Here is a 24,695-nt window from a genome sequence, read left to right on the forward strand (position 1 = left end):
CGAAACCCTCCGGGCGTACCGCCCGGTGCCGCGTCCGCCATCGTGCAGGCTGCGGCCGCCGGAGTGCGCGTTGCGTTGGTTGCGGCATCCAAACTAAGGCTATAGCCTTCGCGGTCACCTCATTGCGGCACCTCCCATGCTCTTCAAGCACGTCGCCATCGCCAGCGTTGCTCATATCGACGCGCCCGTCCGTCTGACTTCGGCTGAACTCAACGAGCGCCTGCTGCCCACGATCCAGCGCCTCGGCATCCGCGACAACGTGCTCGAAGACATTGCCGGCATTCAGGCGCGGCGCATCTGGGACAAGGACACGCTGCCGTCGGAAGCGGCGACCGCCGCGGCGCAGAAGGCACTGGCCGAGTCGGGCGTGCCGCACGAAAAGATCGGCATCCTGATCAACACCTCGGTCTGCCGCGACTATCTCGAACCGTCGACCGCCAGCATCATCCACGGCAATCTCGGCCTCGCCGACACCTGCCAGAACTTCGACGTCGGCAACGCCTGCCTCGCGTTCCTCAACGGCATGGACATCGCCGCACGCATGATCGAACGCGGCGACATCGAATACGCGCTGATCGTCGACGGCGAAACCTCGAACCTCATCACCGAGAAAACCATCGAGCGGATGCTCTCGCCGGACATCGGCGAGAAGGAATTCCGCAACGAATTCGCGTCGCTGACGCTGGGCTCGGGCGCCGCGGCGATGGTCATGGGCCGCGCCGAGCTGCTGCCGGACGGCCATCAGTTCCTCGGCTCGGTCACGCGTGCGGCGACCGAGTTCTCGCACCTGTGCCGCGGCAATCTCGATCGCATGATCACCGACACGCGCAGCCTGCTGATCGAAGGGCTGAAGCTCGCGAGCAAGACCTTCCAGGCCGCGCGCGCGGCGCTGGGCTGGGTCATCGACGAACTCGACGAGTTCGTGATCCACCAGATCAGCCGCGTCCACACCGAAGAATTCTGCCGCCTGCTCGGCATCGATCCGAAGAAGGTGCATGCGATCTTTCCGGAGCACGGCAACATCGGTCCGGCCTCGGTGCCGATCGTGCTGTCCAAGCTCAAGGAAATGGGCCGCCTGCAGAAGGGCAAGCGCGTCGCGCTGCTCGGCATCGGTTCGGGGCTGAACTGCTCGATGGCCGAAGTCGTCTGGTAAACCGCAAGCGGGCCTGCACCGGCAGCGATGCGGCCCGGCGGTCGTCCGATCGTTTCCGCTGCGGGCTCGGCTATCATCCGGCCGCCGCGGCCCGCGCCGCCTGACGAGTGCCGACCTCGCGCATGCCAGTCCTACCCGACTACCCGTTCCGCGGACTGCGTTTCACTCACGCCCACGGCCTGAGTCAGCACTATCTCGACGAAGGCGCGCGCAGCGCGCGGCCGGTCCTGATGCTGCACGGCAACCCGTCCTGGTCGTACTACTGGCGCCGGCTCGTGCTCGGCCTGCGCGACACGCACCGCTGCATCGTGCCCGATCACATCGGCATGGGCCTGTCGGACAAACCCGACGACAGCCGCTACGTCTACACGCTGCAGTCGCGCGTCGACGATCTTGACGCGCTCGTCGACCACCTGATCCGCAACGAAGGCGCGCCGGAACGCGGCTGGACGCTGGCCGTGCACGACTGGGGCGGCATGATCGGCATGGCCTGGGCCTGCCGCCGGCCCGAACGCGTCGCGCGGCTCATCATCACGAACACGGCCGCCTTTCCGAATCCCAAGGGTCAGCGCCTGCCGGCCGCGCTGCGGCTCGGCCGCGATTCGAAACTCGGCGAATGGCTGATTCTCAGGCACAACGCGTTCGCGCGCGGTGCGGCGCGCTGGGGCGTCACGACGCCGCTGCAGCCCGAGGTGCGCGACGCGTTCCTCGCGCCATACGACACGCCGGCCAACCGATTGTCGACCGTGCGCTTCGTGCAGGACATTCCGCTTGGCCGCGGAGACCGCGCCTGGGATCTGGTCGAGCGCACGGGACGCGACCTCGGCCAGTTCGGCGACCGGCCGATGCTGATCGGCTGGGGCCTGCGCGATTTCGTGTTCGACAAGGCGTTTCTTGCCGAATGGCGCCGGCGTTTTCCGGGCGCCGAAGCGCACGAATACGCGCAGGCCGGCCATTACCTGCTCGAAGACGCGCACGATCATCTGATTCCCTCGGTGCGCGCATTCCTGCAGCGCACGGGCTGAACTTCACGGAGGCGACGCGATGAGCGGATTCTCGGACGGCTGGCGCTGGAGCGAACTCGCCGGACTCGCGGCGCTGACGCTGGTCCTGCTCGTGCTCTGGCAGATCCCGGGCGTCGGGCTCGTGGTCTATCCGTTCCGGCTGTTCGGCACCTTCGTGCACGAGATCAGCCACGGACTGGCGGCGCTCGCGACCGGCGGCGACTTCCACCGCTTCACCGTGAGTCCCGATCTTTCGGGCCTCGCCTGGTCGGCCGGCGGCTGGCGCTGGGTCATCTCGAGCGCCGGCTACATCGGCAGCGCGGTGTTCGGCGGCGTGCTGATCCTGCTCGCCGCGCGCGGCGTCGCTTCGCGCGTGCTGCTGATGGCGCTCGGCATCGTGCTCGGCGTGCTGTGCCTGCTGTTCGTGCGCAATCTGTTCGGCATCGCGACCGGGCTCGCGCTCGCCGCGGCGATGTTCCTCGCCGGCCTGCGCCTGCGTCCGCCGTGGAGCGACATCCTGCTGATGGTGCTCGCGCTGCAGCTCGTGCTCGACGGCTTCAACAGCCTGTTCACGCTGCTGCGCCTGTCGGCCGCGAGCAACGTGCAGACCGACGCGCTGAGCATGGCCCAGGCGACCGGCATCCCGGCCGTGATCTGGACCGTGGTCTGGGCCGCCCTCTCGCTCGCGATGCTGCTGTTCACGCTGCGGCTCGCGTACCGGCGGCGCATTGCGCCGGCGGCGGCTGTGCCGGGACGGCTGACGTGACGCCGACAAGCCCCTCTCTTCCGACATCGTCGGGGGAGAGGGCCGGGGCGAGGGGGAGAGGTCTGCGCGCGCGCTCGTCTTCGATGATTGCGACGGCGGATCAGCGCGCCGGCGACAAGCTCGCAGTGCCGCGTGCCGAGAATTCTCCCCACCTCACGCAACCCTTTTCGCCAAGCGAGCTTGCGGGAAAGTGCTTGCGCTCCCGGCCGACTTCCGCGCATGACTGAAACTGCCAACATCGCCAGCGCGCTCAGCGAAATGGCGAAGCTCCGCCCCGACGCCGTCGCGCTGCGCGTGCCGCAGCGCGCGTCGCGCACGGGCGAACTGCCGCCGTACCTCGACATCGGCTATGCCGAACTCGATGCCGCGAGCGATCACAGTGCGGCGGCATTGGCCGCTGCCGGCATCGCGCGCGGAATGAAGACGGCGCTGATGGTGCGGCCCGGCCGCGAGCTGTTCGTGCTGATGTTCGCGCTGTTCAAGCTCGGCGCGGTGCCGGTGCTCATCGATCCGGGCATCGACAGGCGCGCGCTGCGGCAGTGTCTCGACGAAGCCGCGCCGGAAGCCTTCGTCGGCATTCCGCTCGCCCAGATCGCGCGCATCGTGCTGCGCTGGGCGAGCCGCTCGGTGCGCGTCGTGGTCACGGTCGGCGGGCCGTTCGGCTGGGGCGGCAGGCGCCTGCAGCAGCTGCGCGAGGTCGTGCCGACGCTGCGGCTTCCCGCGGCGCCGACGCGGCCCGACGAACTCGCGGCGATCCTGTTCACCTCGGGCTCGACCGGCGTGCCGAAGGGCGTGGAATACCTGCACCGGCATTTCCTCGCCCAGGTCGAGCTGCTGCGCGAGGCGTTCGCGCTGTCGCCGGGGCATGTGAACATGCCCACGTTTCCACCTTTTGCCTTGTTCGATCCGGCGCTCGGCTCGACCTCGGTCATTCCCGACATGGATCCGACGCGCCCGGCCGGCGCCGATCCGCGCAAGCTCGTCGCCGCGATCGAGCGCTACGGCGTCGACATGCTGTTCGGCTCGCCCGCGCTGCTCGACACGCTGTCGCGCCACTGCGAGCGGCACGGTGTGCGCCTGCCGGGTCTGCGCCGCGTGATTTCCGCCGGTGCGCCGGTAGCGCCGGCGATACTCGCGCGGCTCAGGCCGTGGCTCGATCCGGCGGCCGAGATCTACACGCCCTACGGCGCGACCGAATGCCTGCCGCTGGCCGTCATCGAAAGCGCGGAGCTGCTGCACGACACGCGCACGGCGACCGAGCGCGGCGCCGGCACCTGCGTCGGCCGTCCGCTCGCGGCGAACACGGTACGCATCATCGCGATCAGCGACGAGGCCATCGCCGACTGGAGCGGCGTGCGCGAACTGCCCGTCGGCGAGGTCGGCGAAATCACCGTCGCCGGGCCGACCACCACCGAGGCCTATCACGCGCGGCCCGCGGCGACGGCGCTGGCCAAGATCCGCGACGGCGCGCGCATCGTGCATCGCATGGGCGATCTCGGCTATTTCGACGCGCAGGGCCGGCTCTGGTTCTGCGGGCGCAAGTCGCAGCGCGTGCGCACCGCGGCGGGCGACCTTTATACGGAACAGGCCGAGCCGATCTTCAACGCGATCGCCGGCGTGCGCCGCAGCGCGCTGGTCGGCGTCGGCGCCGCGGGCGCGCAGCAGCCCGTCATCGTGCTCGAACTCGAAGCCGGCGCGACGGACGCGGCCGAACGCATCGAAGCCGAGGCGCTCAACTGCGCGGCCGGCTTCGCCCACACGCGCGGCATCGCGCGCGTGCTGTTCCATCCGCGCTTTCCGGTCGACATCCGCCACAACGCCAAGATCGGCCGCGAAACGCTGGCGCGCTGGGCCGGCACGAAGCTCGGCATGCCGGCGCGCTGAGCGCTTGTCCGCGATCTTCCTTATGGCTCTTGCGTCGTCGGCGCCGCTTGCGCTCTGCTAGCGGCCTCCGTTCCTTCCGCGTCGAATTCCATGCAACACGCCATCCGTGCCGGCTTCGTCGGCCTCGGCGCTATGGGCTGGTCCATGGCCGCACACCTGCACCAGCGCGGCCTGCTCGCCGCGGTCGCCAATCGAAGTCCCGACAAGGCGCAGCGCTTCGCCGCGGCGCACGAGGGCACGATCGCGGCAACCGCGGATACGATTGCACAGTGCTGCAATGTGGTCGTGCTGTGCGTTAGCGCCGACAGCGACGTGATCGACGTCAGCCGGACGGTCGCCGCCGCGGCGGCGCCGGGCACGATCGTCGTCGACCACTCGACCGTATCCTCGACGACCGCGAGCGCCGCCGCCGCCCTGTTGCGTGCCGCGGGCGGCGACTTCGTCGACGCGCCGGTCTCCGGCGGCGTCGAGGGCGCGAAGAACGGCAAGCTGTCGATCATGGCCGGCGGCGAAGCCGCGACGCTCGCCCGCGTGCGCCCGGTGCTCGACGCCTATGCCGCGCGCGTCACGCACATGGGTCCGGTCGGCGCGGGACAGAACACGAAGGCCGTCAATCAGGTGCTGATCGCGGGCATCGCCCAGGCCGTCACCGAAGGGCTCGCGCTCGGCGAAGCGCTGGGCCTCGCGCCCGATGCGCTGCTGCCGACGCTCGCCGCCGGCGCCGCCGGCAACTGGTTCCTGGACAAGCGCGGCGCAACGATGCTCGCGAACCAGTTCAGCGTCGGCTTCAAGCTCGGGCTGCTGCACAAGGATCTGCGCATCGTGCGCGACCTCGCGCTGGCCGCGGGCACCGATCGCAGCGTCATCGAGAAGTCGCTGGCCGACTACGCCGAACTCATGGCGCGCGGCCATGCCGACGACGACATCTCCGCGCTGATCCGCCTGAAGCGACCGCAGGTCTGAAGCGATGTGCGCGCCGTCACGACGGCGCGACGTCGCACTGGTTTCGTCACGTACCTAGGCGTACAAGGGCAGTCTTCCCTGGACGGAGATCCCCTCATGCGTCTCACTAGCGCTGTCGCGGCCGCACTGCTGGCCGCCGTATCGGTTCCCGCGGCGGCGGCACCGCCGGCCGGCATGTTCCTGGCCCGCGTGCCGAACGCGTCGACCACGTTTTCCACGCCGGTTGCGCTGCGCGCGCCGAACGACGGCAGCGGCCGTCTGTTCGTCGTCGAGAAGGGCGGCAACATCCGCGTCATCAAGAACGGTGCGGCGTTGCCGACGCCGTTCCTCACGCTCGGCGTGACCCAGTCCAGCGAAAGCGGCCTGCTCGGCCTCGCCTTCCATCCGAACTTCGGCCTGGCCGGCCAACCTCACAACACTGAGTTCTACATCTTCTACACGCGGCCGAGCGGGGATCCGCGGCTGGGCACGACACCCGATCAGGTCGTTGCGCGCTACACCGTGCCGAGCCTGACCTCCGACGTCGCCAACACGAACGGAACCATCATCCTGCGTCTGCCGGATCTGGCCGGCAACCATAACGGCGGCGACATCCATTTCGGCCGCGACGGCTATCTGTACATTTCCTCGGGCGACAGCGGCGACCAGAACAATCCGCACGGCTTCGCCGAATGCCTCTGGAAAAAGCCGGCCGACAACAACCGCAACTCCTGCGGCACGAATCCGTCGGGCATCCAGTACTTCATGCTCGGCCACATGCTGCGCATCGACGTCGACACGCGCGGCGGCGCGGTCGGAAACGACATGTGCGGCTCCAGCGGCATCTCGCCGGCGGAATATTCGATTCCCGGCGCCAATCCGCACGTCGGCACGAGCAACACCTGCGACGAGATCTGGGCTTCGGGCTTCCGCAATCCGTGGCGCTTCAGCTTCGACCGGCTCGACCATCGCCTGATCATCGGCGACGTCGGCCAGGGCAGCTGGGAGGAAATCACGGTCGCTCCCGACGGCGCCGGCGGTCTCGACCACGGCTGGAGCCGCTGCGAGGGACGCCACTATTTCACGACCCCGGGCAGCGGCACGAACTGTCCGTCGGCGACCTCGACGATCGCGCCGGTCATCGAATATGGCCATTCGAGCGCCTGCGCCGTGACCGGCGGCTTCGTCTACCGCGGTCCCTACGTGCCGATGCGCGGCACGTATTTCTACGGCGATTCCTGCAGCAGCGACCTGTGGTGGTCGGAATCGACCGGCGGCACCTGGGATTCCGGCGGCGTGAACCGCCTGACCGGCCTCGGCACCGGTTCGATTTATGGTTTTGGCGAAGACGTCGACGGCAACATCTACATCACGCGCAGCAACGGCCAGATCCACCGGATCACGACGGATCAGATCTTCGAGGACGATTTCGAGTAAGAAACAGCGATCAGCAGACGAGAAACAGGGGAGCACGAGCTCCCCTGTTTCCTTGCGGTTTCGGAAAAACGCGACAATGCCGCTTTCTCTATTTCCTGCGTGCTCGCCCGTGTTTCTCAGCTTCCGTATTTCACCGAACACCCGTAGGGCTGCGACACCGGCACGCTGACCGGCTTGCCGCCCGAGAGTTCGGCCAGCGCCTGCTTCACGTACTGCGTCGCCTTCGGAATGTCGGCGGCGTCGGCGCTCTGGATCGAGTCGATGCCGCCCATGTAGCGCAGCACGCCCTGGCCGTCGATGACGTACATGTGCGGCGTCGTCTTCGCGCCGTAGGCCTTGCCGGCCTTGCCTTCGGGATCGAGCAGGTAGGCGGTCTGCGCGCCGTTGCTGGTCTTGATCAGCGCGTTCGCGCCGGCGCCGTCGAGCTGGCCCTGCTTGCCGGGCGCGCCGGAGTTGATCGACAGCCAGACGACGCCGGCGCCGGTCGCGTCCTTCTGCTGCGCCTGCATGTTGCCGCTGCCGTAGTGCTTCTTCACGAACGGGCACTCGGCGTTCGTCCATTCGAGCACGACCGTCTTGCCTTTGAACTCTTCGAGCGAGCGCGTCTTGCCGTTGCTGTCGGTGAGGCTGAAGCCCGGCGCCGGCTGGCCGACTTCGACCTTGGCCAGTAGCGGCGCGGCGGAGAAGGACAGCGCGGCGGCGAGCAGCGTGGAGATCAGTTTCATGGTGGACTCCGGGTGGCGGGTGGGGACGACGAGCCTGCCGCGGCGCGCGCGAGCGCGGCGTCGACGAGGCCGGGGGTCAGGAGCTGCGGAAGCACCTCGGGGGTGCCGCCGCCGCGCGGATAGACGACGTACAGCGGCACGCCGCTGCGCGAGAACTCGGCGAGATACGCGGTGATGGCCGCGTCCTGCGTCGTCCAGTCGCCTTTCAGATAGCGGATGCCGTCGCGCTGCAGGCGCTGCGCGAAATCGCCCGACGACAGCGCGACGCGCTCGTTCGCGAGGCAGGTGATGCACCAGGCCGCCGTCATGTTCACGAATACCGGCTCGCCGGCGCGGCGCAGTTCGTCCAGACGCTGCGGCGTCCATGCCTGCCAGACCTCGCCGTCGGCCGAGGTTCCGCCGCGCGTCGCGAGCGACGTGATCGCCGACAGCGGCGCGAGGGCGAGCGCGAGCAGCACAGCGACCGCGACATGCCGCGGCCAGCCGGGTGCGACGCGCAGCTGGTTGCGGCCGAACAGCACGAGCGCGGCGATCAGCGCGACGAGACCGACCAGCGCGAGCGCGGCCGCATCGGCGCCGACCTGCCGCATGAGCACCCAGAACAGCCAGACGGCCGTGAGGTACAGCGGCCAGGCCATCAGTTGCTTGAACGCATCCATCCAGGCGCCCGGGCGCGGCAGCCAGCGCGCGAGCAGCGGTACGAAACCGAGCACGACGATCGGCAGCGCGAGGCCGACGCCGAGTGCCGCGAATACGGCGAGCGCGCCGAGCGCGGGCTGGGTCAGCGCGAAGCCGAGCGCCGGTCCCATGAACGGCGCCGTGCACGGACTCGCGACGACGCAGGCGAGCAGTCCCGTGAAAAAGGCGGCGCGCGCGCCCTGGCCGTCGGCGAGCGACTGGCCGGTGCCGGCGAGCCGCGCGCCGATCACGAACGCGCCGGACAGGCTCAGGCCCATGCCGACCATCAGATAGGCGAGCAGCGCGACGAGCAGCGGCGACTGCAGCTGGAAGCCCCAGCCGAGCCCCTGGCCTGCGGCGCGCAGCGCGAGCAGCACGGCGGCCAGCGCGACGAAACCGGAGACGGCGCCGGCCAGATACGCAAGACCGTCGCGCCGCGCGGCGCCCGGCGCATGCGCGGTCTCGGCGAGTCCGAGCGCCTTGAGCGACAGCACGGGAAACACGCAGGGCATGAGGTTCAGCACGAGGCCGCCGAACAGTGCGAGCAGCAGCGCGACGCCGAGACCGCCGACCGCATCGCCGGAACCGCCGCCGGGTGTCGACGGTGCCGCCGCGGTTGCGCTGCCGCCGGACGTCGCTGCAGGCCAGTCGGCCGCGACGCGCCAGGCGCGCACGCTGCCGGCGTCGCCGCGCTGCACGAGCACGAGGTCGAGCGCGCGCGGAGCGGTCGTGAAATAGTCGCTGCGCGCGGCCGACACCGTCAGCGCGCCGCCGTCGCGCGCAAGCCGCGGCGGCGTGTTCGCGAGCACCTGCGGCTGCTGCGCGAACGCGTCGAGTCCGGCGATATCGGGCAGATCCGACCCGCTGATGCGCATCTCGATGCGATCGCCGGCAGCCGTGACGGCCGCGTTCCAGTTCGTGTCGACCGGACGCTGCGCGAGCGCCGTGCGCAGCGATGCCGCAGCGGGTGCGTCGGCCGGCGCGCTGCCCGCCGCAACGACCGGCAGCGAGAGTTCGAGCGTCGCCTTGCCCGGAATGCATTCTTCCTTGCAGACCAGCCAGTCCGCTTTCAGCGTGATGCGCGCCGTCTCGCCGGCCTTCGCGTCGGCCGGCAGCGTGATCGCAACGGGCAACACGTTCGTGCCGGAATAGCCGAAGTTGAACAGCTCGCCGATCTGCAGCCGCTCCGGCGCGGGCCAGGCGATGTCGCCGGCGCGCCAGCCCGGCGCAAGCGCCCACTCGAACCGCGTCGGCAGGCCGGTGTCGCCGGCGTTCATCCAGTAGGTATGCCAGTGCGGCTCATGGTCGAGGCGCAGGCCGACCCAGTTCGCCTGCCCGGCGACGAGCGCGGTCTTCTCGGCGACGAGTTCGACCGCGAGGTGTTCGGTCTCGACGACGGCCGCCGGTGCCGCCGCGACGGACAGCAGCGCGAGCAGCGGCAGCAGGCGTAGCGGACTCGTCGGCATCGGATCTCCGGCAGATGGCACGGGCTGGGTGCCGCAAAGGACCACAGCACAATGCGCAAGATTGCATACCGCCACGCGTCCTGCGCGCCGAAGCGACGATGCCGCGCGCCGAGCCGTGCGCGCCGGCCCGCCGGCCTCGCCTGCTAGACTGCGCGCCGCCGCAAATCCTGCAGGAATCCCCGTGCACGACCCCGCTTCCGTCTCGCCGGCGCGCAAGGCTGCGCTGGCTTTCATCTTCATCACGGTCCTGCTCGACATCCTCGCCTTCGGCATTGTGATTCCGGTGCTGCCGCGCCTGATCAAGCAGATGGCCGGCGGCGACATGGTCGCCGCGGCCGACTGGGTCGGCATCATCGCGACCGTGTTCGCGGTCGTGCAGTTCTTCTGCAGCCCGATCCAGGGCGCGTTGTCGGACCGCTACGGCCGCCGCCCCGTGATCCTGCTGTCCAACCTCGGCCTCGGACTCGATTTCATCCTGATGGCCGTCGTGCAGACGCTGCCCTGGCTGGTGATCGCGCGCGTGATCTCGGGCATGACCGCGGCGAGCTTCAGCACCGCGAACGCCTACATCGCCGACGTCACGCCGCCGGAAAAACGCGCCGCGGCATTCGGCGCACTCGGCGCGGCATTCGGCATCGGCTTCGTGCTCGGCCCGGCGCTCGGCGGCACGCTCGGCGACGTCGATCTGCGCCTGCCGTTCTGGCTCGCCGCCGGCCTTGCGCTCGCGAACTTCTGCTACGGCTATTTCGTGCTGCCCGAGTCGCTGCCGGCCGAACGCCGCACGCCGCGCTACGACTGGAGCCGCGCGAATCCCGTCGGCGCGCTGCTGCTGCTGCGCCGCTATCCGCAGGTCTACGCGCTCGCGTTCGTCGTGTTCCTGTCGCAGCTCGCACACTACGTGCTGAACACGACGTTCGTGCTCTACGCCGACTACCGCTACGGCTGGGGGCCTCAGGCGGTCGGCTATACGCTCGGCTTCGTCGGCGTCTGCAACGGCATCGTGCAGGCGCTGCTCGTCAGCCGCATCGTGCGGCGCTTCGGCGAGCGCCGCGCGATCTTCGTCGGACTCGCGTTCGGCGCGCTCGGCTTCGCGTGGCAGGGCTTCGCGGCGACCGGCTGGATCTCGCTCGTCGCGATTCCGCTGCTCGCGCTCTGGGGCTGCGCGGGACCGGCGACGCAGGCGCTGGTCACGCGGCAGGTCGACCCGAGCGAGCAGGGCCGTCTGCAGGGATCGCTCGCCGGACTCGCGAGCCTCGCCGGCATCGTCGGTCCGGGCCTCTACACGCAGATCTTCGGCTGGAGCATCGCGCCCGATTCGCCGCTGCATCTGCCCGGCGCGGCCTTCCTCGTCGCGGCGCTGCTGCTGCTCGTCGCGTTCGCGATCGCGTGGAAGGCGACGCATCCGCACTTCGGCGCCGCGCGCGTCGACGCCGGCGACGCGGTGCAGCCATGAGCATGCGCGGCTTCGCATTCGCGCTCGTGCTGTTTGCCGCACCGGCAGCGGCGCAGTTCGCGTCCTCGACGCAGGACTACCTCGGCGAATTCGACCGTGACGGCGACGGCCGCATCAGCCTCGGCGAATACCAGGACAAGCTCAGCGACGCGTTCCTCCAGATGGACGCGAACCGCAACGGCGTCGTCGATCTCGATGAATTCGACCCGGCCGTCGTCGGCCCGAACACGCGGCCGATCTCGCTCGTGCGCCATCGCGCGCGGCTCGGCGAGGTGTTCAAGCGCCAGGACGCCAATCGCAACGGCTATCTCGACGCGCGCGAGCTGGGCGCGCCGCCGCGATAGACCGTAGGGCAATAAGCCAAGCGCATTGCGCCAACAACCGCAGCGCTGCGCGCTGCGCCCGGCCTGCCGATGACACCCGAGCGGCGAAGCTGACGGACACACGGCGCAATGCCCTTCGGTTACAGCGCCCTGCGTCGACACGATCATTCGACGACGCGGAGTCTTGCCTGCGTACCCGGCGCCGAGAGCGCGCTGTCATACGGATCCCAGGCCACGCCGAGGCGCGCGAGCCAGTGACGTCTGACCGCGCGCCGCGCGCGCCACAACGCACCGACGCAATGACCGCGCCGCTCGCGCAGCGCGCCGCCGCCGTTCAAGGCGGCGGCCTGCTGCAGCCATTGCCGCGCGAGTGCGGCGTCCTCGCCGTTCCAGTCCGCCAGTGCGGCGGCCAGCAGCGCATCGGCGCGGCGCAGCTCGTCGCCGGCCGCGGCGAAATAGTCGAATGCGAGCAATTGCACCGCGTCCTCGATGCAGTCGAGCAGTTCCAGCAGCGGATCGGTATAGGAAATTCGCGTGTGCATAATGCTAAATCTCCACAGGGGAGCGCAGCATCGCCCGCGATGATCTCGACGCGTGCGACGCGCCTGTGTCCGTCGTCACATCGCGCACAAACTGAACGCGCGGCGGCGGTGCGCGTCGCCAATGCCGCGTGCGACTTCCGGCAGATGCCGTCCGGCGCGCGATCGGCGACCCTGGTCGCGACGGCCCGGAGGCGTCGCCCATGCTGAAGTTCCTGCTCTGGTTGCTGCTGCTCGTGATCTGCTGGCCGCTGGCGCTGCTCGCGCTCGTCGCCTATCCGCTGGTCTGGCTGCTGAGCCTGCCGTTCCGACTTATCGGCATCACCGTGTCGGCCGTGTTCGAGTTCCTGCGCGCGGTGCTGTTCCTGCCGGCGCGGCTGCTCGGGGCGAGACCGGCCTGAGAGCGGGAAACAGAGGGGAGCAGGCAGGAACCAGAGACGCCGCATGGTGCTTTCTCGAGTTCCTACCTGCTCCCTCTGGTTTTTGCCTTCTCTACACGGCGAGAATGCGCGCCGCTTCCGCCTGCGACCGTCCATGAACGCACCCGTCGACTGCCCCTGCGGTTCGGATCTGGCCTATGCCGCCTGCTGCGGCCCGCTGCACGCGGGCGAGCCGGCGCCGACTGCCGAGGCGCTCATGCGGTCGCGCTACAGCGCCTACGCGCTCGGGCTCGAAGACTACCTGCTGCGCAGCTGGCATCGATCGACGCGCCCCGCCGCGCTGGATCTTGCGCGCGAAACGCCTGCGCCGCGCTGGCACGGGCTCAAGATCCTGCGCTACCAGCCGGTCGATGCCGACAACGCATTCGTGGAATTCGTCGCGAAGTTCAAGGTCGGCGGCGGCAGCATGCAACGGCTGCGCGAACTCAGCCGCTTCCGCCGCGAAGGCGGGGACTGGTACTACGTCGCCGGCGAGTGGAGCACCTGAGGACCGAACCGCGCGGCCTGGCGCATCTGCTCGCACGGGTGCCACCACTCGGTCAGGCTCATGCGTTCGAGCAGGAAGTCGACGAACACGCGGACCTTCGGCAGCTGCGAGCGGCCCGGCGGATAGACCGCGTTGAGGTCCATGGCCGGGCTCTCCCAGCCCTGCAGCACGCGGCGCAGCTTGCCCGCGGCGACCAGCGGCTCGACCAGCGTGTCGGAAATCAGCGCGAGGCCCTGGTCGCCGACGAGCGCGCTGCGCAGCACGGTCGGATCGTTCGCGACGACGCTCGGCGCGACGACGTAGTCGTCGCCGCGCTCGCCGTTGCGCAAGGTCCAGCAGTAGCGGCCGTTCGCGCCGCGCTGCTGGCTCATCGCGAGCGTGCGGTGGTGCACGAGTTCTTCCGGACGCGTCGGCTCGCCGTGGCGCGCGAGATACTGGTGGCTCGCATAGACCTGCGCGACGAAGCTGCCGAGCCGGCGCGCGGTGAACGTGGAGTCGGCGAGCGCGCCGACGCGCAGGGCGAGGTCGATCTCCGAGCCGATCAGGTCGAGCTTGTCGTTGCTCAGGATCAGCTCGACGCGCAATTCGGGATGGCGCTGCAGGAATTCCGGCAGGATCGGTGCGAGCGCGTTGCTGCCCAGCGTGTACGGCGCGGTCACGCGCAGCCAGCCGCGCGGCGCGCCGTGGAGCTGGTTGACCGCGCTCTCGGCGGCTTCGAGATCGCGCGCGATGTGGCGGCAGTGCTCGAAATACAGCGTGCCGGCCTCGGTCAGCCCGATGCGCCGGGTCGTGCGCTTGAGCAGGTGCAGGCCGAGTCGTTCCTCGAGCTCCTGGACCTTGCGGCTGACGCTGGTCTTCGGCAGTCCGAGCGAGCGGGCCGCGGCGCTGAAGCCGCCGTGTTCCACCACACGTACAAAGATCAAGGTTTCATTGAAGTCGCGGGACATAACTGACCTGCATTGTTGCGTATCCGGGACAATCATTCCCGATTCGGCCCCCTAATCAAATCCCGGGGGCATGCCCAACTCACCGGACCTGAACCCCGGGCGCCCCGGGGACCGCCCGGTCCAGCCGACCGGGACGGGGAGGCGCCCGCCGGTCGTCACGGCATGAGGTCGGCTTCCATGAAATCCAGTGTCATCGTCATCGGTGCGAGCGGCGGTATCGGCGGCGGCGTCGTCGCGAACCTGCTGGCCGAGGGCTATCCGGTCGTCGCCGTCGGCCGGCACCGGGACACGCTGCTGCAGCTCGCCGACCGGCTCGGCCAGCCGTCGGCGCTGACCGTGCTGACCGCGAGCGTCGAGAGCGAAACCGCGTCCCGGGATCTCGTGCAGCAGCTCGTCGCGCTGCGCCGGCGCTTTGCGGGCGCGGTCGTCGCGATTGGTCCCGAGCGCGACTGCGGCCGGCTCATGGACCGCAACGACGTGTTTCTCGAAGACCGCCTGCACGCGCACGTCGTCACGCATTTCAATGCGGCGCGCGCGCTGATTCCGCTGCTGGCCGACGGCGCGCCGAACGCGCTGTACCTCGGCATCGCGAGCGCCGCGACCACGCATCCGTGGTACGGTTTTGGCCACTTCTCGATCGCGAACGCCGCGCTGCGCATGCTCGCCAAGGTTATGCACGGCGAGAACCGCGACATGCCGGTGCGCGTGCAGCAGCTCGCGCTGAACGGCCTCGTGCGCACGCACCGCAACGATCACTGCGCCTGCAGCGAATGGCTCGAGGTCGACGCCGTCGGCCGCGCCGTGATCGATCTTCTGCAGCATTCCGACGGCAGCGCAGCCGTGCTCGACCTGCGCGCCGGCGGAACCCCCGTACCCGTGAACGATTGAAGATCCGAAGGAGTGGGAACATGAAAGCCAATGCCACGATCCCCGTCTGGCCCGCGCTCGCCAATGCCGGCCTGCTGATGCTGCTCGGTCTGGCCCTCGCCGGCTGCAGCGGCTCGGCCGCACCGCCGCAGATGCCGCCGCCGCAGGTCAGCGTCGCCGCCGTCGTCAAGAAAGACGTGACGCTCTGGGACGAATTCACCGGCCGCATCGAGGCCGTCGACAAGGTCGAGGTCCGGCCGCGCGTCGCCGGCTATCTCGACCAGGCGAACTTCGAGGAAGGCCGCGAGGTGAAGAAGGGCGATCTTCTGTTCCAGATCGACGACCGCGAATACCGTGCGGCACATGCCCGCGCGGTCGCTGAAGTCGAACGCGCGCGCTCGCGCGCGGCGCTGGCACAGCGCCAGCTCGAACGCTCGCGCCAGCTTGTCGCGAGCAAGCTCGTCGCGCGCAACGATCTCGACCAGCGCGAGGACGATCTCGCCCAGGCGCAGGCCGACATCAAGGCGACCCAGGCCGCGGCCGAGCAGGCGAGGCTCAACCTCGAGTTCACGCGCGTGACCGCACCGATCGACGGCCGCGTCGGCAAGGCGCTGGTCACGCCGGGCAACCTCGTCGCACCGGGCACGACGCTGCTGACCACGGTCGTGTCGATGGATCCGGTCTACGTGAGCTTCGAAGGCGACGAGAACACCTACCTGCGCTACCAGGGACTCGAACGCGCCGGCGAACTGCCAAGTGCGCGCGAGGCCGGCAATCCGGTACGCATGGGCCTTTCCGACGAGGAAGGCTATCCGCACCAGGGCACGATGAACTTCGTCGACAACGAGCTCGACGCGGGTACCGGCACGATCCGCGCGCGCGCCGTGTTCTCGAACAAGGACGGGCTGTTCACGCCGGGCCTGTTCGCACGCGTGCAGCTGCTCGGCAGCGGTGCGCAGTCGGCGCTGCTGATCAACGACCGCGCCGTGCTGACCGACCAGGACCGCAAGTTCGTCTACGTGATCGGTCCCGAGAACAAGGCGCTGCGCCGCGACGTGAAGCTCGGCGCGCAGGTCGACGGACTGCGCATCGTCTCCGAGGGACTGACCGCCGAGGACCGCGTCGTCGTCAACGGCGTGCAGAAGGTGTTCTTCCCGGGCATGCCGGTGGATCCGCAGGTCGTGCCGATGGAGAAGCCCGAACAGGCGCCGGCGGTGGCGACGGCGGCGGGAGTGAAGTGACGACCCAGTGTCCGAGGCGAGGCGCGCTTTCTCTAGTGAGACGCGTCCGAGCCACGCCGTCCTGCACGACAACCAAGGCTTTCCCCGGTAAAGGAGTACAACCGTGGATTTTTCACGATTTTTCGTAGACCGCCCGATCTTCGCGGCGGTCCTGTCCATCATCATCTTCGTGGCCGGCCTCATCGCGATTCCGATGCTGCCGATCAGCGAATACCCCGACGTCGTTCCGCCGTCGGTGCAGGTGCGCGCGGTCTATCCGGGCGCCAATCCGAAGACGATCGCCGAAACCGTCGCCGCGCCGCTCGAGGAGGCGATCACCGGCGTCGAGAACATGATCTACATGAAGGCGGTCGCCGGTTCCGACGGCGTCATGACCTTGACGGTCACGTTCCGGATCGGCACCGACATCGATCTCGCGCAGGTCCAGGTGCAGAACCGCGTGAGCCAGGCGACGCCGCGCCTGCCCGAGGATGTGCGCCGGCTCGGCGTCACGACGCTCAAGCAGTCGCCGAACCTGACCATGGTCGTGCATCTGCTCTCGCCCAAGGGCAACTACGACATCACCTACCTGCGCAATTACGCGGTACTGCACGTCAAGGACGAGATCGCGCGCATTCCGGGCGTCGGCCAGGCGCTGATCTTCGGTGCGGGCGACTATTCGATGCGCGTCTGGCTGCAGCCCGACCGCGTCGCCGCGCTCGGCCTGACCGCCGGTGACGTGATCCGCGCGATCCAGGAGCAGAACCTGCAGGTGTCGGCCGGCTCGATCGGCGCGCCGCCGCAGAAGATGGCGTCGGAGATGCAGCTGTCGATCAATGCGCAGGGACGACTCGTCACCGAGGAAGAGTTCAGCAACATCGTCATCAAGACCGACGTCAACGGCACGGTCTCGCGGCTCAAGGACGTCGCGCGCGTCGAACTCGGCGCGTCGGAATACGCGTTGCGCTCGCTGCTGTCGAACCAGCAGGCCGTCGCGATTCCGATCTTCCAGGCGCCCGGCAGCAACGCGATCGCGATGTCCGACGCGGTGCGCGAGAAGATGGGCGAACTCGCGAAGGCGTTTCCCGAAGGCGTGACCTGGGACGTGGTCTACGACCCGACCGTATTCGTGCGCGATTCGATCAAGGCCGTCATCACGACGCTGTTCGAGGCCATCGCGCTCGTCGTCATCGTCGTGATCCTGTTCCTGCAGACCTGGCGCGCGTCGATCATTCCGCTGCTCGCCGTGCCGGTGTCGGTGGTCGGCACCTTCGCCGTGCTCTGGATGCTCGGCTTCTCCATCAACGTGCTGACGCTGTTCGGGCTCGTGCTCGCGATCGGCATCGTCGTCGACGACGCGATCGTCGTCGTGGAAAACGTCGAACGCAACATCGAGGAAGGCCATTCGCCGCTCGAGGCGGCGCATCGCGCGATGGGCGAGGTCAGCGGTCCGATCGTCGCGATCGCGCTCGTGCTGTGTGCGGTGTTCGTGCCGATCGCGTTCATCGACGGCGTGACCGGGCAGTTCTACCGCCAGTTCGCCGTGACCATCGCGATCTCGACCGTGATCTCGGCGATCAACTCGCTGACGCTGTCGCCGGCGCTCGCGGCGGCCCTGCTCAAGCCGCACGGCGCCCCGAAGGACGCGCTCACGCGCCTGATCGACGCCTGCTTCGGCTGGGTGTTCCGTCCGTTCAACCGCTTCTTCCGCCGCGCGAGCAATAGCTATGCGAACGGCGGCCGACCGGCGCTCAAGCGCGCGCCGCTGATGCTGATCGTCTACGCGCTGCTGATCGGCCTGACCGTGATCGGCTTCCGCGCCGTGCCGGGCGGCTTCATTCCGACGCAGGACAAGCTGTACCTGTTCGCCGGCGCGAAGCTGCCGGAAGGCGCGTCGCTCGATCGCACCGAGGCCGTGATCCGGCGCATGAGCGAGATCGCGCTCGAAACGCCGGGCGTGGCGACCGCGGTCGCGTTCCCGGGACTCAACGCGATCCACTTCAGCAACACGCCGAACATGGGCACGATCTTTTTCGGCCTGAAGCCGTTCGCCGAGCGCGACGGCATGACCGCCGAACAGATCGTGCAGCAGCTCAACGGCCGCTTCTTCGGCGAGATCAAGGAAGGTCTCGCGTTCGCCGCGATGCCGCCGCCCGTGCTCGGCCTCGGCCAGTCGGCCGGCTACGAGATGTACGTGCAGGACCGCGCGGGCCTCGGCTACGGCGAGCTGCAGCGTCAGGTCGACGCGCTGAGCGGCGCGATCATGCAGACGCCGGGCTTCGAGCGTCCGTTCAGTTCGTACCAGTCGAACGTGCCGCAGCTCAGCGCCGACGTCGATCGCATCAAGGCCAAGGAGCAGGGCGTCGCGCTGACCGATCTGTTCGAGACGCTGCAGGTCTATCTGGGCTCGCGCTATGTCAACGACTTCAACCGCTTCGGCCGCACCTATCAGGTGATCGCGCAGGCCGACGCGAATTTCCGCGACGAAGTCGGCGACATCGCGAACCTCAAGACGCGCAATGCCGCCGGCGCGATGGTGCCGATCGGCAGCGTCGTGAAGATCGGCCAGACCTACGGCCCCGACCCGGTGATCCGCTACAACGGTTATCCCGCGGCCGACCTGCAGGGCGGTGCCGATCCGCGCGTGCTGTCTTCATCGCAGGCCGTACAGGGTGCGGCGGCGTTCGCGCAGCGGCAGCTGCCCAACGGCATGAGCTTCGAGTGGACCGCGCTGACGTATCAGCAGGTCACGCAGGGCAAGGCCGCGCTGCTCGTGTTCCCGCTCTGCGTGCTGCTGGTGTTCCTCGTGCTCGCGGCGCTGTACGAGAGCTGGTCGCTGCCGCTGTCGGTGATCCTGATCGTGCCGATGTGCATGCTGTCGGCGATCGCCGGTGTCTGGCTGACCGGCGGCGACAACAACATCTTCACGCAGATCGGTCTGGTCGTGCTGATGGGCCTCGCCTGCAAGAACGCGATCCTCATCGTCGAGTTCGCGCGCGAGCTCGAACAGAAGCAGGGCATGAGCATCGTCGACGCGGCGCTGGAAGCCTGCCGCCTGCGTCTGCGCCCGATCCTGATGACGAGCCTTGCGTTCATCATGGGCGTGCTGCCGCTGGTGTTCGCGCACGGCGCCGGCGCGGAGATCCGTCACGCGATGGGCGTGACGGTGTTCGCCGGCATGCTCGGCGTGACGCTGTTCGGCCTGTTCCTGACGCCGGTGTTCTACGTGCTGATCCGCAAACTCGCGACGCGCGGCGACCGCAAGTCGCCGGCCGCCGCGGTGCCGCTGCCGGCACACTGAGGTCTGCGGCGCGACTCCTCGGCGCGCCGCAACGACAGAAGCGACCGGCGGAAGCCGGTCGCTTTTTTTGTGTCCGGCGGCCGCCGTCGCGGGTCGCGGCGCGGTCGGCCGGCTTGCCTTGCCGCCGCGCATGCCCGACCATGGCCGGCCGTTTTGCCCCGCGATCCCAGAGTGAGCGCATCCGCGTCCGACGACGGCCTGCAGGATTTCCTGCGCCCGGGTCTCTTCGTCAACGACATCCCTGCCCTGTTCGGCCTGCGCAAGGCGCGCGAACTGCTCCGTGCGTTCTCGACGCTGTTCCACGGCGGCGAGGACGCGGTCATGGTGCGCCTGCTCGTGCTGCGCACGATCGGCGAACGCGGCGCGGCCCCGGACTGGAGTCCGCAGGAGCTGCGCGAGCATTTCGCCTACGTCGACGCGACCAAGCTCGATACCGTGCTCGCGCGCCTGCGCGACAACAGCCTGCTGACCTGGGATCCGGAAACGCAGCGCTATCGCGTGAGCCCGGTCGGCCGCCAGGCGCTGTCCGCACTGAGCCTGCTGCTGCAGTTCCAGGGCGAAGGCGACGAACTGGCCTACGTGACCTCGCAGATCGCCGCGGGCGAAGCGACCGGACGCGTCGGCAGCGACGATCTGCAGCACTTGCTGTCGCGTCTCAACGAGCTGCGCGACGATTTCGACCGCGCCGTGCTCAGCGGCTCGGAACATCGCATCCGTGCGGCCGCGGCGACGCTGAAATCGGTCTGGCGCTGGGTAGAGAAAGGTACCGAGATCGTCACGCTCATCGCGCAGGACGCCGAGCTCGATCCGGCCATGCACCGGGTCGCGCAGCAGATCGGCCGCGCGCAGAGCGCGATGCTGCGTCAGGCCTCGGTGTTCCAGCGCGCACTCAACCAGCTCGATCGCCACCGCGTGCATCTCGGCGCGAGCGGGCTTTCGTCCTCCGACGTGAACCAGTGGCTGCGCACGCTCGCGTCCGAGCAGCTGGCCGAACTCGGGCGCGACGTCATCGCCGCGCGCCTCGCGCCGGCCTTCGTGCTCGGCGACATCGCGCTCGACGTCGCCGACTTCGAGCTCGTCGAGCGCGAACGCGAAGTCGGCGTCGTGGAGACCTTGCCCGAAGCACGCGGGGCGCCGGAGCAGAGCACGGCGCCGATCGCCTCGAACGACTACGAACTCGCGCAGCGCTGGCACGCGCAACTCGCGGCCCTCGTCGGCGACGTTCCGCTGTCGGCGCTGATTCCGAGCGACGACTTCGCGACGTCGGCCTATCGCCTGTCGCTGCTCGGCCTGCTCGGCGATCCCGCGGCGCATGCGCGCGATGGCGCGCTCGCCGAGCTCGCGCGCCTGCCGCTGCGGCTGGAACTCAGCGGCCTGATCGAAGACGTGAACGATGCCGGCGTCGCGCGCATCAGCGCGGGCCGCTTGCGGCCGCTCGCGGAGCCTTTGCACGAACCTGCGGCGCCCGGCGGCGAACGCAGCGAGGAAGCCATCGATGAATGATCCCGTCGCCGCGCTGATTGCGCGTCTGCTCGCCGAACGCTGGCTGCCGCGCGAGGACGAACTCGCGCGGCAGGCGCTGACCGACGCGGGCTTCCGCGAAGAACTCGACCGTCGCCTGGCCGCGGCGGGACTGCGCCTGCTCGATCATCCATATGCGGGCCACGTTGCGCTCGCCGTCGCCAAGGCGCAGGAAGCCGCCGTGTTCGCAGGCCCGCGCGCGTGGTCGGCGAGCAATCTCGACCTCGACCGCGACAGCATCGCGCTGCTCGTGGTTTTGTGGAGCCTGCTGATTCTTCCCAAGCGCCAGCGCCAGATTCACCGCGTCGAATCCGACCGCGAGCAGGACCAGGGCCAGATCTTCGCCGAGATGAAACCCGTGCCGGTCGGCGGCGACGTGGCCGAGCCGCTGGCTGAGCGCACCTTGGTCGCCGACTTCGGCGACAAGCTCGGCGGCAAGATGCGCATCAACATCAACCTCGGCGTGCTTGCGCGCCATGGCTTCATCGTGCGCCGCAAGGAGCGCATCTTCGAAGGGCCGCTGCTCGATCTCGCGTTCGACTACGAACGCACCGCGCGGCGCGTGCTCGACGGCGCGCTGGCCTTCGTCGTGGAGCACGCGCGCCAGGCAGCGGATGCCGGTTCCGAGGACGGCGACGCGGACGCGGAGGCCGGCCATGTTTGAATTCCGCGCGCTCGAGGTCGTGCACTGGGACTATTGGCAGCGCTTCACGCTGCCGCTGGATTCGGCGATCGTCACCGTGGTCGGACCGAATGGCTCCGGCAAGACCACGCTGCTCGACGCGCTGCGCACGCTGCTCGCGATCGAGGACCGTGAGACGGCGCGCGACTACAAGACGTATCTGCGCCACAACGGCAAGCCGTTCGCGTGGCTGCGCGGCGTCGTCAGCAACCGGCCCGACCGCAACGGCCGGCGGCCGTTCTTTCCGCTGATGGACGCCGAGGTCACGCTGGCCTGCCGCATCCGCAAGAAAGGCGGCGACTGGTCGCGCGACTACCAGATCCTCGGCGGCGACGTGAGCGTCGAGACGATCGAGGCGCAGGGCGGCGAGTGGCTGGGCCTGCGCGACTACCGCGTGCGTCTCGAAGGCGCCGGCCTCACGCGCGCGATCCGTCGCGTGCTGACGCTCGAACAGGGCGCGACCGACAAGCTCTGCCAGTACCCGCCGCGCGAACTGCTGCAGCTGGTCTGGGACGTGTTCGGCGAAAAGCCCGTGCTCGAGGACTACCAGCGCGCGCGCGCCGAACAGTTCGCAACCGAGCAGGAATTGAAAGCGCTCGGGCAGGACCTCGCGGCGCTGCACACGCGGCTCGAAGCGGCCAAGGCCGACGTGCGTTCGTTCGAGGAATGCGGCGAGCTGCTGCGCGACCGCCAGCGCCTGCAGGCCGAGGTTGCACCGAAGGTCGCACTGGCCGAACGTCGCGCGAGCCTCGATGGCAGCCGTCCGCAGCTCACCGGCGCGCGCCGCGCGCTGCGCGAGCTCGAACGCCGCGACGCGGCGCTGGCCGACGAGCAGCAGGCTGCGGCCGCGAGCCTCGCGCGCGGGACCGAAGTCCTCGAGGCTGCGCAGTCGCAGGCGATCGCGGCCGAGACCGCGTTCCTCGCGGCGCGCGACGCCGCGCGCGATGCGGAACAGATCGACCGCCGCCGCGCGCAGCTCGACCATCTCGCGGCGAGCCAGGGTGCCGGCGATGTCGCGCAGTTGCTGCGCGCGGTCGAGGCGGACCGCCGCCGGCAGGCGCAGCTGAAGCTCGCCGGCGAACAGGCCGTCGAGCGGGCCGCCGAACTCGATGCCCAGATCGCCGCGCTCGCGAGCGGCCAGCGCTTCCAGCCGGGCTTCGAGCGCGATTTCCGCGCGGCGCTGGATCGCAGTGGCATTGCACACCGCATGCTGGCGGATTGCGTCGAGGTCACCGATCCGGCCTGGGAGGCCGCGGTCGAGGCCGTGCTGCAGCCCTATCGTCACCTCGTGCTGCTGGCTTCGCCCTCGGACGCGAAGGCGGCGTTCGCACTCGGCGAACAGCAGCAGTACCGCCACTTCGTCGTCGCCGATCGCGCCGAACCGCCGCCTGCGACGCCGGGGTCGCTGCTCGAAGTGCTGCGCTTCGCCGGCGATCCGCCGGCCTGGCTGCCGCGCCAGCTCGATCGCCTGCGCCGCGTCGCCGACGTGGGCAAGGGCATGCAGCTGCCGGCCGGCCAGGACTGGATCACGCCGAAGGGCTATCTGCGCGAGCATCGGGGCGGTCGCCACATCGGCACCGAGGAACGCAATTTCGGCGCCAGCGCGCGCGCGTCCCGGCTGCGCGATCTGCAGCTCGAACGCAGCCGCCTCGACGCCGAGAACGAGGCGCGCCGGCAGGAGCGCACCGAACTCGATCAGAGGCTCGACGCGAACCAGGCACGTCTGCTGAAACTCGACGCCGCGCAGGAACTCGCCGCGCGCGCCGTGGAATTCGCGTCGGCCGCCGAAGCGCTGCCCGCACTGCAGCAGGCCGCACAGGATAGCGCGCAGGCGCTCGCCGAGGCGCGCAACGCGGTCGACGCGGCGCGCGAGGCGCGCAAGCGCGAAGAACTCGCGGCCGACCGGCGTCGCAGCCAGCGCGAACTCAACGCGCGCGAGCGCGACGAGCGCGCGTTCAAGCTCGACCGCGACCGCCGGGAATACGTGCGCCGCGTGATCGACTACCGGCACCAGCGCAGCCTGATGCCGCCGGCCTGGCGCAGCAGCGCGGCGCTCGCGGCAGCGCAGCAGGAATTCGAGACCGAGCACGAGGTGCAGCGCGAACTCGAACGCATCGCGCACCGCATCGAGCGCGGCGGCTTCGTCACGGATGCGTCCTGCGTCGCGCTGCGCGACAAGATCGCCGCCGACCACGAAGCGCTGGAGACCACGCTGAGCCGGCGCGACGCGCACCTGCACCGTGCGCGCCGCATCACCGACGAGGCGCGCGGCGCCTACATCAATGTGCTGCGCGCCACCGTGCGCCAATATGCGAAGAACCTGCGCGCGCTCGGCGAGCTGTCGGGCATCAATGTCGAGGTCGACCAGCCGGAACTCGCGAACGACGACGTCGCGCTGGCGCAGGCCGGACTCGGCGTGCGCTTCGATTTCGACCGCAAGGGCTGGATCGGCCTCGACGACGGCGAAGCGTCCGGCGGCCAGCAGGTCATGAAGTCGCTGCTGCTGCTCGTCGCGCTGCTGCGCGATGAAGCGCATCCCGGCGGCTTCGTCTTCATCGACGAGCCGTTTGCACATCTGGACGTATTCAATATCGAGAAAGTCGGCAGCTTCCTGCGCGCGACCGAGGCACAGTACATCCTGACCACGCCGATCACGCACAACCTCAATGTTTTCCACCCGACGGATCTGGTGTTGACCACGACGAAGCGCCGGCCGGCGAGCGCCTGGGCGGAACCCGTCGCGGTGCTGAAGCGTGCCGCGTCTTCCGAGTTGCCGAAAAGCGGGAAATCGAACTAAGCGATCTCGAGATTTGTTCGCTATACGAAAAACGCTGTCAGAAATGCTGCCTTTCCGGCGTTT

General features: G+C 69.3%; 20 protein-coding genes. 16 read left to right on the top strand and 4 right to left on the bottom strand.

Features of this window, described 5'->3' with window-relative positions; genetic code table 11:
• The first annotated feature begins 136 nt into the window (after nucleotides 1-136).
• From VLF18_RS15130 to VLF18_RS15155, 6 genes are all read left to right on the top strand, one after another.
• Nucleotides 137-1,153, top strand: coding sequence for a 3-oxoacyl-ACP synthase III (locus VLF18_RS15130; protein WP_325280468.1), 1,017 nt, complete (start codon nucleotides 137-139; stop codon nucleotides 1,151-1,153).
• 122 nt (nucleotides 1,154-1,275) lie between these two features.
• On the top strand, nucleotides 1,276-2,178 hold the full coding sequence (locus VLF18_RS15135; RefSeq protein ID WP_325280469.1) for an alpha/beta fold hydrolase: 903 nt from the start codon (nucleotides 1,276-1,278) through the stop codon (nucleotides 2,176-2,178).
• A 19-nt stretch (nucleotides 2,179-2,197) separates the two neighbouring features.
• Nucleotides 2,198-2,923 carry a M50 family metallopeptidase gene (locus tag VLF18_RS15140; protein WP_325280470.1) on the top strand — a complete coding sequence of 242 codons (726 nt, stop codon included), beginning with the start codon at nucleotides 2,198-2,200 and terminating at the stop codon, nucleotides 2,921-2,923.
• Between the two features lie 219 nt (nucleotides 2,924-3,142).
• A complete protein-coding gene (locus VLF18_RS15145; protein WP_325280471.1) occupies nucleotides 3,143-4,807 on the top strand; it encodes a fatty acid CoA ligase family protein in 1,665 nt (554 codons plus the stop codon).
• A gap of 90 nt (nucleotides 4,808-4,897) precedes the next feature.
• Nucleotides 4,898-5,770, top strand: a complete 873-nt coding sequence (locus tag VLF18_RS15150) for an NAD(P)-dependent oxidoreductase (RefSeq protein WP_325280472.1) — start codon at nucleotides 4,898-4,900, stop codon at nucleotides 5,768-5,770.
• Between the two features lie 96 nt (nucleotides 5,771-5,866).
• The gene (locus tag VLF18_RS15155; protein ID WP_325280473.1) at nucleotides 5,867-7,186 is read left to right on the top strand and encodes a PQQ-dependent sugar dehydrogenase; all 1,320 of its coding nucleotides are present in this window, start codon (nucleotides 5,867-5,869) and stop codon (nucleotides 7,184-7,186) included.
• Between the two features lie 116 nt (nucleotides 7,187-7,302).
• Here VLF18_RS15155 and VLF18_RS15160 read toward each other — a convergent pair whose 3' ends face one another.
• Together VLF18_RS15160 and VLF18_RS15165 are read right to left on the bottom strand one after the other, a co-directional pair.
• A complete protein-coding gene (locus tag VLF18_RS15160; protein ID WP_325280474.1) occupies nucleotides 7,303-7,911 on the bottom strand; it encodes a thioredoxin family protein in 609 nt (202 codons plus the stop codon).
• Entirely contained in the window at nucleotides 7,908-10,055 is a 2,148-nt protein-coding gene (locus VLF18_RS15165; RefSeq protein ID WP_325280475.1) for a protein-disulfide reductase DsbD family protein, read from the bottom strand. The genes VLF18_RS15160 and VLF18_RS15165 overlap by 4 nt, the downstream gene beginning before the upstream one ends.
• A gap of 181 nt (nucleotides 10,056-10,236) precedes the next feature.
• Here VLF18_RS15165 and VLF18_RS15170 point away from each other — a divergent pair, with 181 nt between their 5' ends.
• Both VLF18_RS15170 and VLF18_RS15175 read left to right on the top strand, forming a co-directional pair.
• A complete protein-coding gene (locus tag VLF18_RS15170) occupies nucleotides 10,237-11,508 on the top strand; it encodes a TCR/Tet family MFS transporter (protein WP_325280476.1) in 1,272 nt (423 codons plus the stop codon).
• Nucleotides 11,505-11,852: a hypothetical protein gene (locus VLF18_RS15175; protein ID WP_325280477.1), complete on the top strand. Its 348-nt coding sequence runs from the start codon at nucleotides 11,505-11,507 to the stop codon at nucleotides 11,850-11,852. The genes VLF18_RS15170 and VLF18_RS15175 overlap by 4 nt, the downstream gene beginning before the upstream one ends.
• 143 nt (nucleotides 11,853-11,995) lie before the next feature.
• Here VLF18_RS15175 and VLF18_RS15180 read toward each other — a convergent pair whose 3' ends face one another.
• Nucleotides 11,996-12,373 carry a hypothetical protein gene (locus VLF18_RS15180; RefSeq protein ID WP_325280478.1) on the bottom strand — a complete coding sequence of 126 codons (378 nt, stop codon included), beginning with the start codon at nucleotides 12,371-12,373 and terminating at the stop codon, nucleotides 11,996-11,998.
• A 200-nt stretch (nucleotides 12,374-12,573) separates the two neighbouring features.
• Between VLF18_RS15180 and VLF18_RS15185 the strand changes: the two genes are divergently transcribed.
• Together VLF18_RS15185 and VLF18_RS15190 are read left to right on the top strand one after the other, a co-directional pair.
• Nucleotides 12,574-12,771 carry a hypothetical protein gene (locus tag VLF18_RS15185; RefSeq protein WP_325280479.1) on the top strand — a complete coding sequence of 66 codons (198 nt, stop codon included), beginning with the start codon at nucleotides 12,574-12,576 and terminating at the stop codon, nucleotides 12,769-12,771.
• A gap of 133 nt (nucleotides 12,772-12,904) precedes the next feature.
• Nucleotides 12,905-13,297, top strand: coding sequence for a YchJ family protein (locus VLF18_RS15190; RefSeq protein ID WP_325280480.1), 393 nt, complete (start codon nucleotides 12,905-12,907; stop codon nucleotides 13,295-13,297).
• On the opposite strand, the gene VLF18_RS15195 is transcribed toward VLF18_RS15190, so the two are convergent.
• Entirely contained in the window at nucleotides 13,270-14,244 is a 975-nt protein-coding gene (locus tag VLF18_RS15195; protein WP_325280481.1) for a LysR family transcriptional regulator, read from the bottom strand. The two genes, VLF18_RS15190 and VLF18_RS15195, sit on opposite strands and share 28 nt — an antisense overlap.
• A 177-nt stretch (nucleotides 14,245-14,421) precedes the next feature.
• Between VLF18_RS15195 and VLF18_RS15200 the strand changes: the two genes are divergently transcribed.
• The 6 genes from VLF18_RS15200 to VLF18_RS15225 all read left to right on the top strand — a co-directional run bounded on the left by VLF18_RS15200 (nucleotide 14,422) and on the right by VLF18_RS15225 (nucleotide 24,632).
• Nucleotides 14,422-15,132 (top strand): SDR family NAD(P)-dependent oxidoreductase, encoded by a 711-nt coding sequence (locus VLF18_RS15200; RefSeq protein WP_325280482.1) that lies wholly within the window; start codon nucleotides 14,422-14,424, stop codon nucleotides 15,130-15,132.
• Nucleotides 15,133-15,152: 20 nt separating this feature from the next.
• Complete coding sequence (locus VLF18_RS15205) at nucleotides 15,153-16,352, top strand: efflux RND transporter periplasmic adaptor subunit (protein WP_325280483.1); 1,200 nt, start codon at nucleotides 15,153-15,155, stop codon at nucleotides 16,350-16,352.
• Nucleotides 16,353-16,455: 103 nt separating this feature from the next.
• Nucleotides 16,456-19,632 (top strand): multidrug efflux RND transporter permease subunit, encoded by a 3,177-nt coding sequence (locus VLF18_RS15210; RefSeq protein ID WP_325280484.1) that lies wholly within the window; start codon nucleotides 16,456-16,458, stop codon nucleotides 19,630-19,632.
• A 171-nt stretch (nucleotides 19,633-19,803) separates the two neighbouring features.
• A complete protein-coding gene (locus VLF18_RS15215) occupies nucleotides 19,804-21,135 on the top strand; it encodes a hypothetical protein (protein WP_325280485.1) in 1,332 nt (443 codons plus the stop codon).
• The gene (locus VLF18_RS15220; RefSeq protein ID WP_325280486.1) at nucleotides 21,128-21,817 is read left to right on the top strand and encodes a hypothetical protein; all 690 of its coding nucleotides are present in this window, start codon (nucleotides 21,128-21,130) and stop codon (nucleotides 21,815-21,817) included. The genes VLF18_RS15215 and VLF18_RS15220 overlap by 8 nt, the downstream gene beginning before the upstream one ends.
• The gene (locus VLF18_RS15225) at nucleotides 21,810-24,632 is read left to right on the top strand and encodes an ATP-binding protein (RefSeq protein WP_325280487.1); all 2,823 of its coding nucleotides are present in this window, start codon (nucleotides 21,810-21,812) and stop codon (nucleotides 24,630-24,632) included. Before VLF18_RS15220 ends, VLF18_RS15225 begins: the two co-directional genes overlap by 8 nt.
• Nucleotides 24,633-24,695 lie beyond the last annotated feature (63 nt).

The organism is Tahibacter sp. (genome assembly GCF_035481375.1).
Classification (GTDB): Bacteria; Pseudomonadota; Gammaproteobacteria; order Xanthomonadales; family Rhodanobacteraceae; genus Tahibacter.

What these genes read in the sequence shown, in the direction of transcription:
- VLF18_RS15175 (WP_325280477.1), top strand. Translation starts at nt 11,505, where the DNA reads ATGAGCATGCGCGGCTTCGCATTCGCGCTCGTGCTGTTTGCCGCACCG.
- VLF18_RS15205 (WP_325280483.1), top strand. Translation starts at nt 15,153, where the DNA reads ATGAAAGCCAATGCCACGATCCCCGTCTGGCCCGCGCTCGCCAATGCC.
- VLF18_RS15130 (WP_325280468.1), top strand. Translation starts at nt 137, where the DNA reads ATGCTCTTCAAGCACGTCGCCATCGCCAGCGTTGCTCATATCGACGCG.
- VLF18_RS15165 (WP_325280475.1), bottom strand. Translation starts at nt 10,055, where the DNA reads ATGCCGACGAGTCCGCTACGCCTGCTGCCGCTGCTCGCGCTGCTGTCC.
- VLF18_RS15160 (WP_325280474.1), bottom strand. Translation starts at nt 7,911, where the DNA reads ATGAAACTGATCTCCACGCTGCTCGCCGCCGCGCTGTCCTTCTCCGCC.
- VLF18_RS15135 (WP_325280469.1), top strand. Translation starts at nt 1,276, where the DNA reads ATGCCAGTCCTACCCGACTACCCGTTCCGCGGACTGCGTTTCACTCAC.
- VLF18_RS15150 (WP_325280472.1), top strand. Translation starts at nt 4,898, where the DNA reads ATGCAACACGCCATCCGTGCCGGCTTCGTCGGCCTCGGCGCTATGGGC.
- VLF18_RS15180 (WP_325280478.1), bottom strand. Translation starts at nt 12,373, where the DNA reads ATGCACACGCGAATTTCCTATACCGATCCGCTGCTGGAACTGCTCGAC.
- VLF18_RS15140 (WP_325280470.1), top strand. Translation starts at nt 2,198, where the DNA reads ATGAGCGGATTCTCGGACGGCTGGCGCTGGAGCGAACTCGCCGGACTC.
- VLF18_RS15200 (WP_325280482.1), top strand. Translation starts at nt 14,422, where the DNA reads ATGAAATCCAGTGTCATCGTCATCGGTGCGAGCGGCGGTATCGGCGGC.
- VLF18_RS15145 (WP_325280471.1), top strand. Translation starts at nt 3,143, where the DNA reads ATGACTGAAACTGCCAACATCGCCAGCGCGCTCAGCGAAATGGCGAAG.
- VLF18_RS15185 (WP_325280479.1), top strand. Translation starts at nt 12,574, where the DNA reads ATGCTGAAGTTCCTGCTCTGGTTGCTGCTGCTCGTGATCTGCTGGCCG.
- VLF18_RS15220 (WP_325280486.1), top strand. Translation starts at nt 21,128, where the DNA reads ATGAATGATCCCGTCGCCGCGCTGATTGCGCGTCTGCTCGCCGAACGC.
- VLF18_RS15225 (WP_325280487.1), top strand. Translation starts at nt 21,810, where the DNA reads ATGTTTGAATTCCGCGCGCTCGAGGTCGTGCACTGGGACTATTGGCAG.
- VLF18_RS15190 (WP_325280480.1), top strand. Translation starts at nt 12,905, where the DNA reads ATGAACGCACCCGTCGACTGCCCCTGCGGTTCGGATCTGGCCTATGCC.
- VLF18_RS15195 (WP_325280481.1), bottom strand. Translation starts at nt 14,244, where the DNA reads ATGTCCCGCGACTTCAATGAAACCTTGATCTTTGTACGTGTGGTGGAA.
- VLF18_RS15155 (WP_325280473.1), top strand. Translation starts at nt 5,867, where the DNA reads ATGCGTCTCACTAGCGCTGTCGCGGCCGCACTGCTGGCCGCCGTATCG.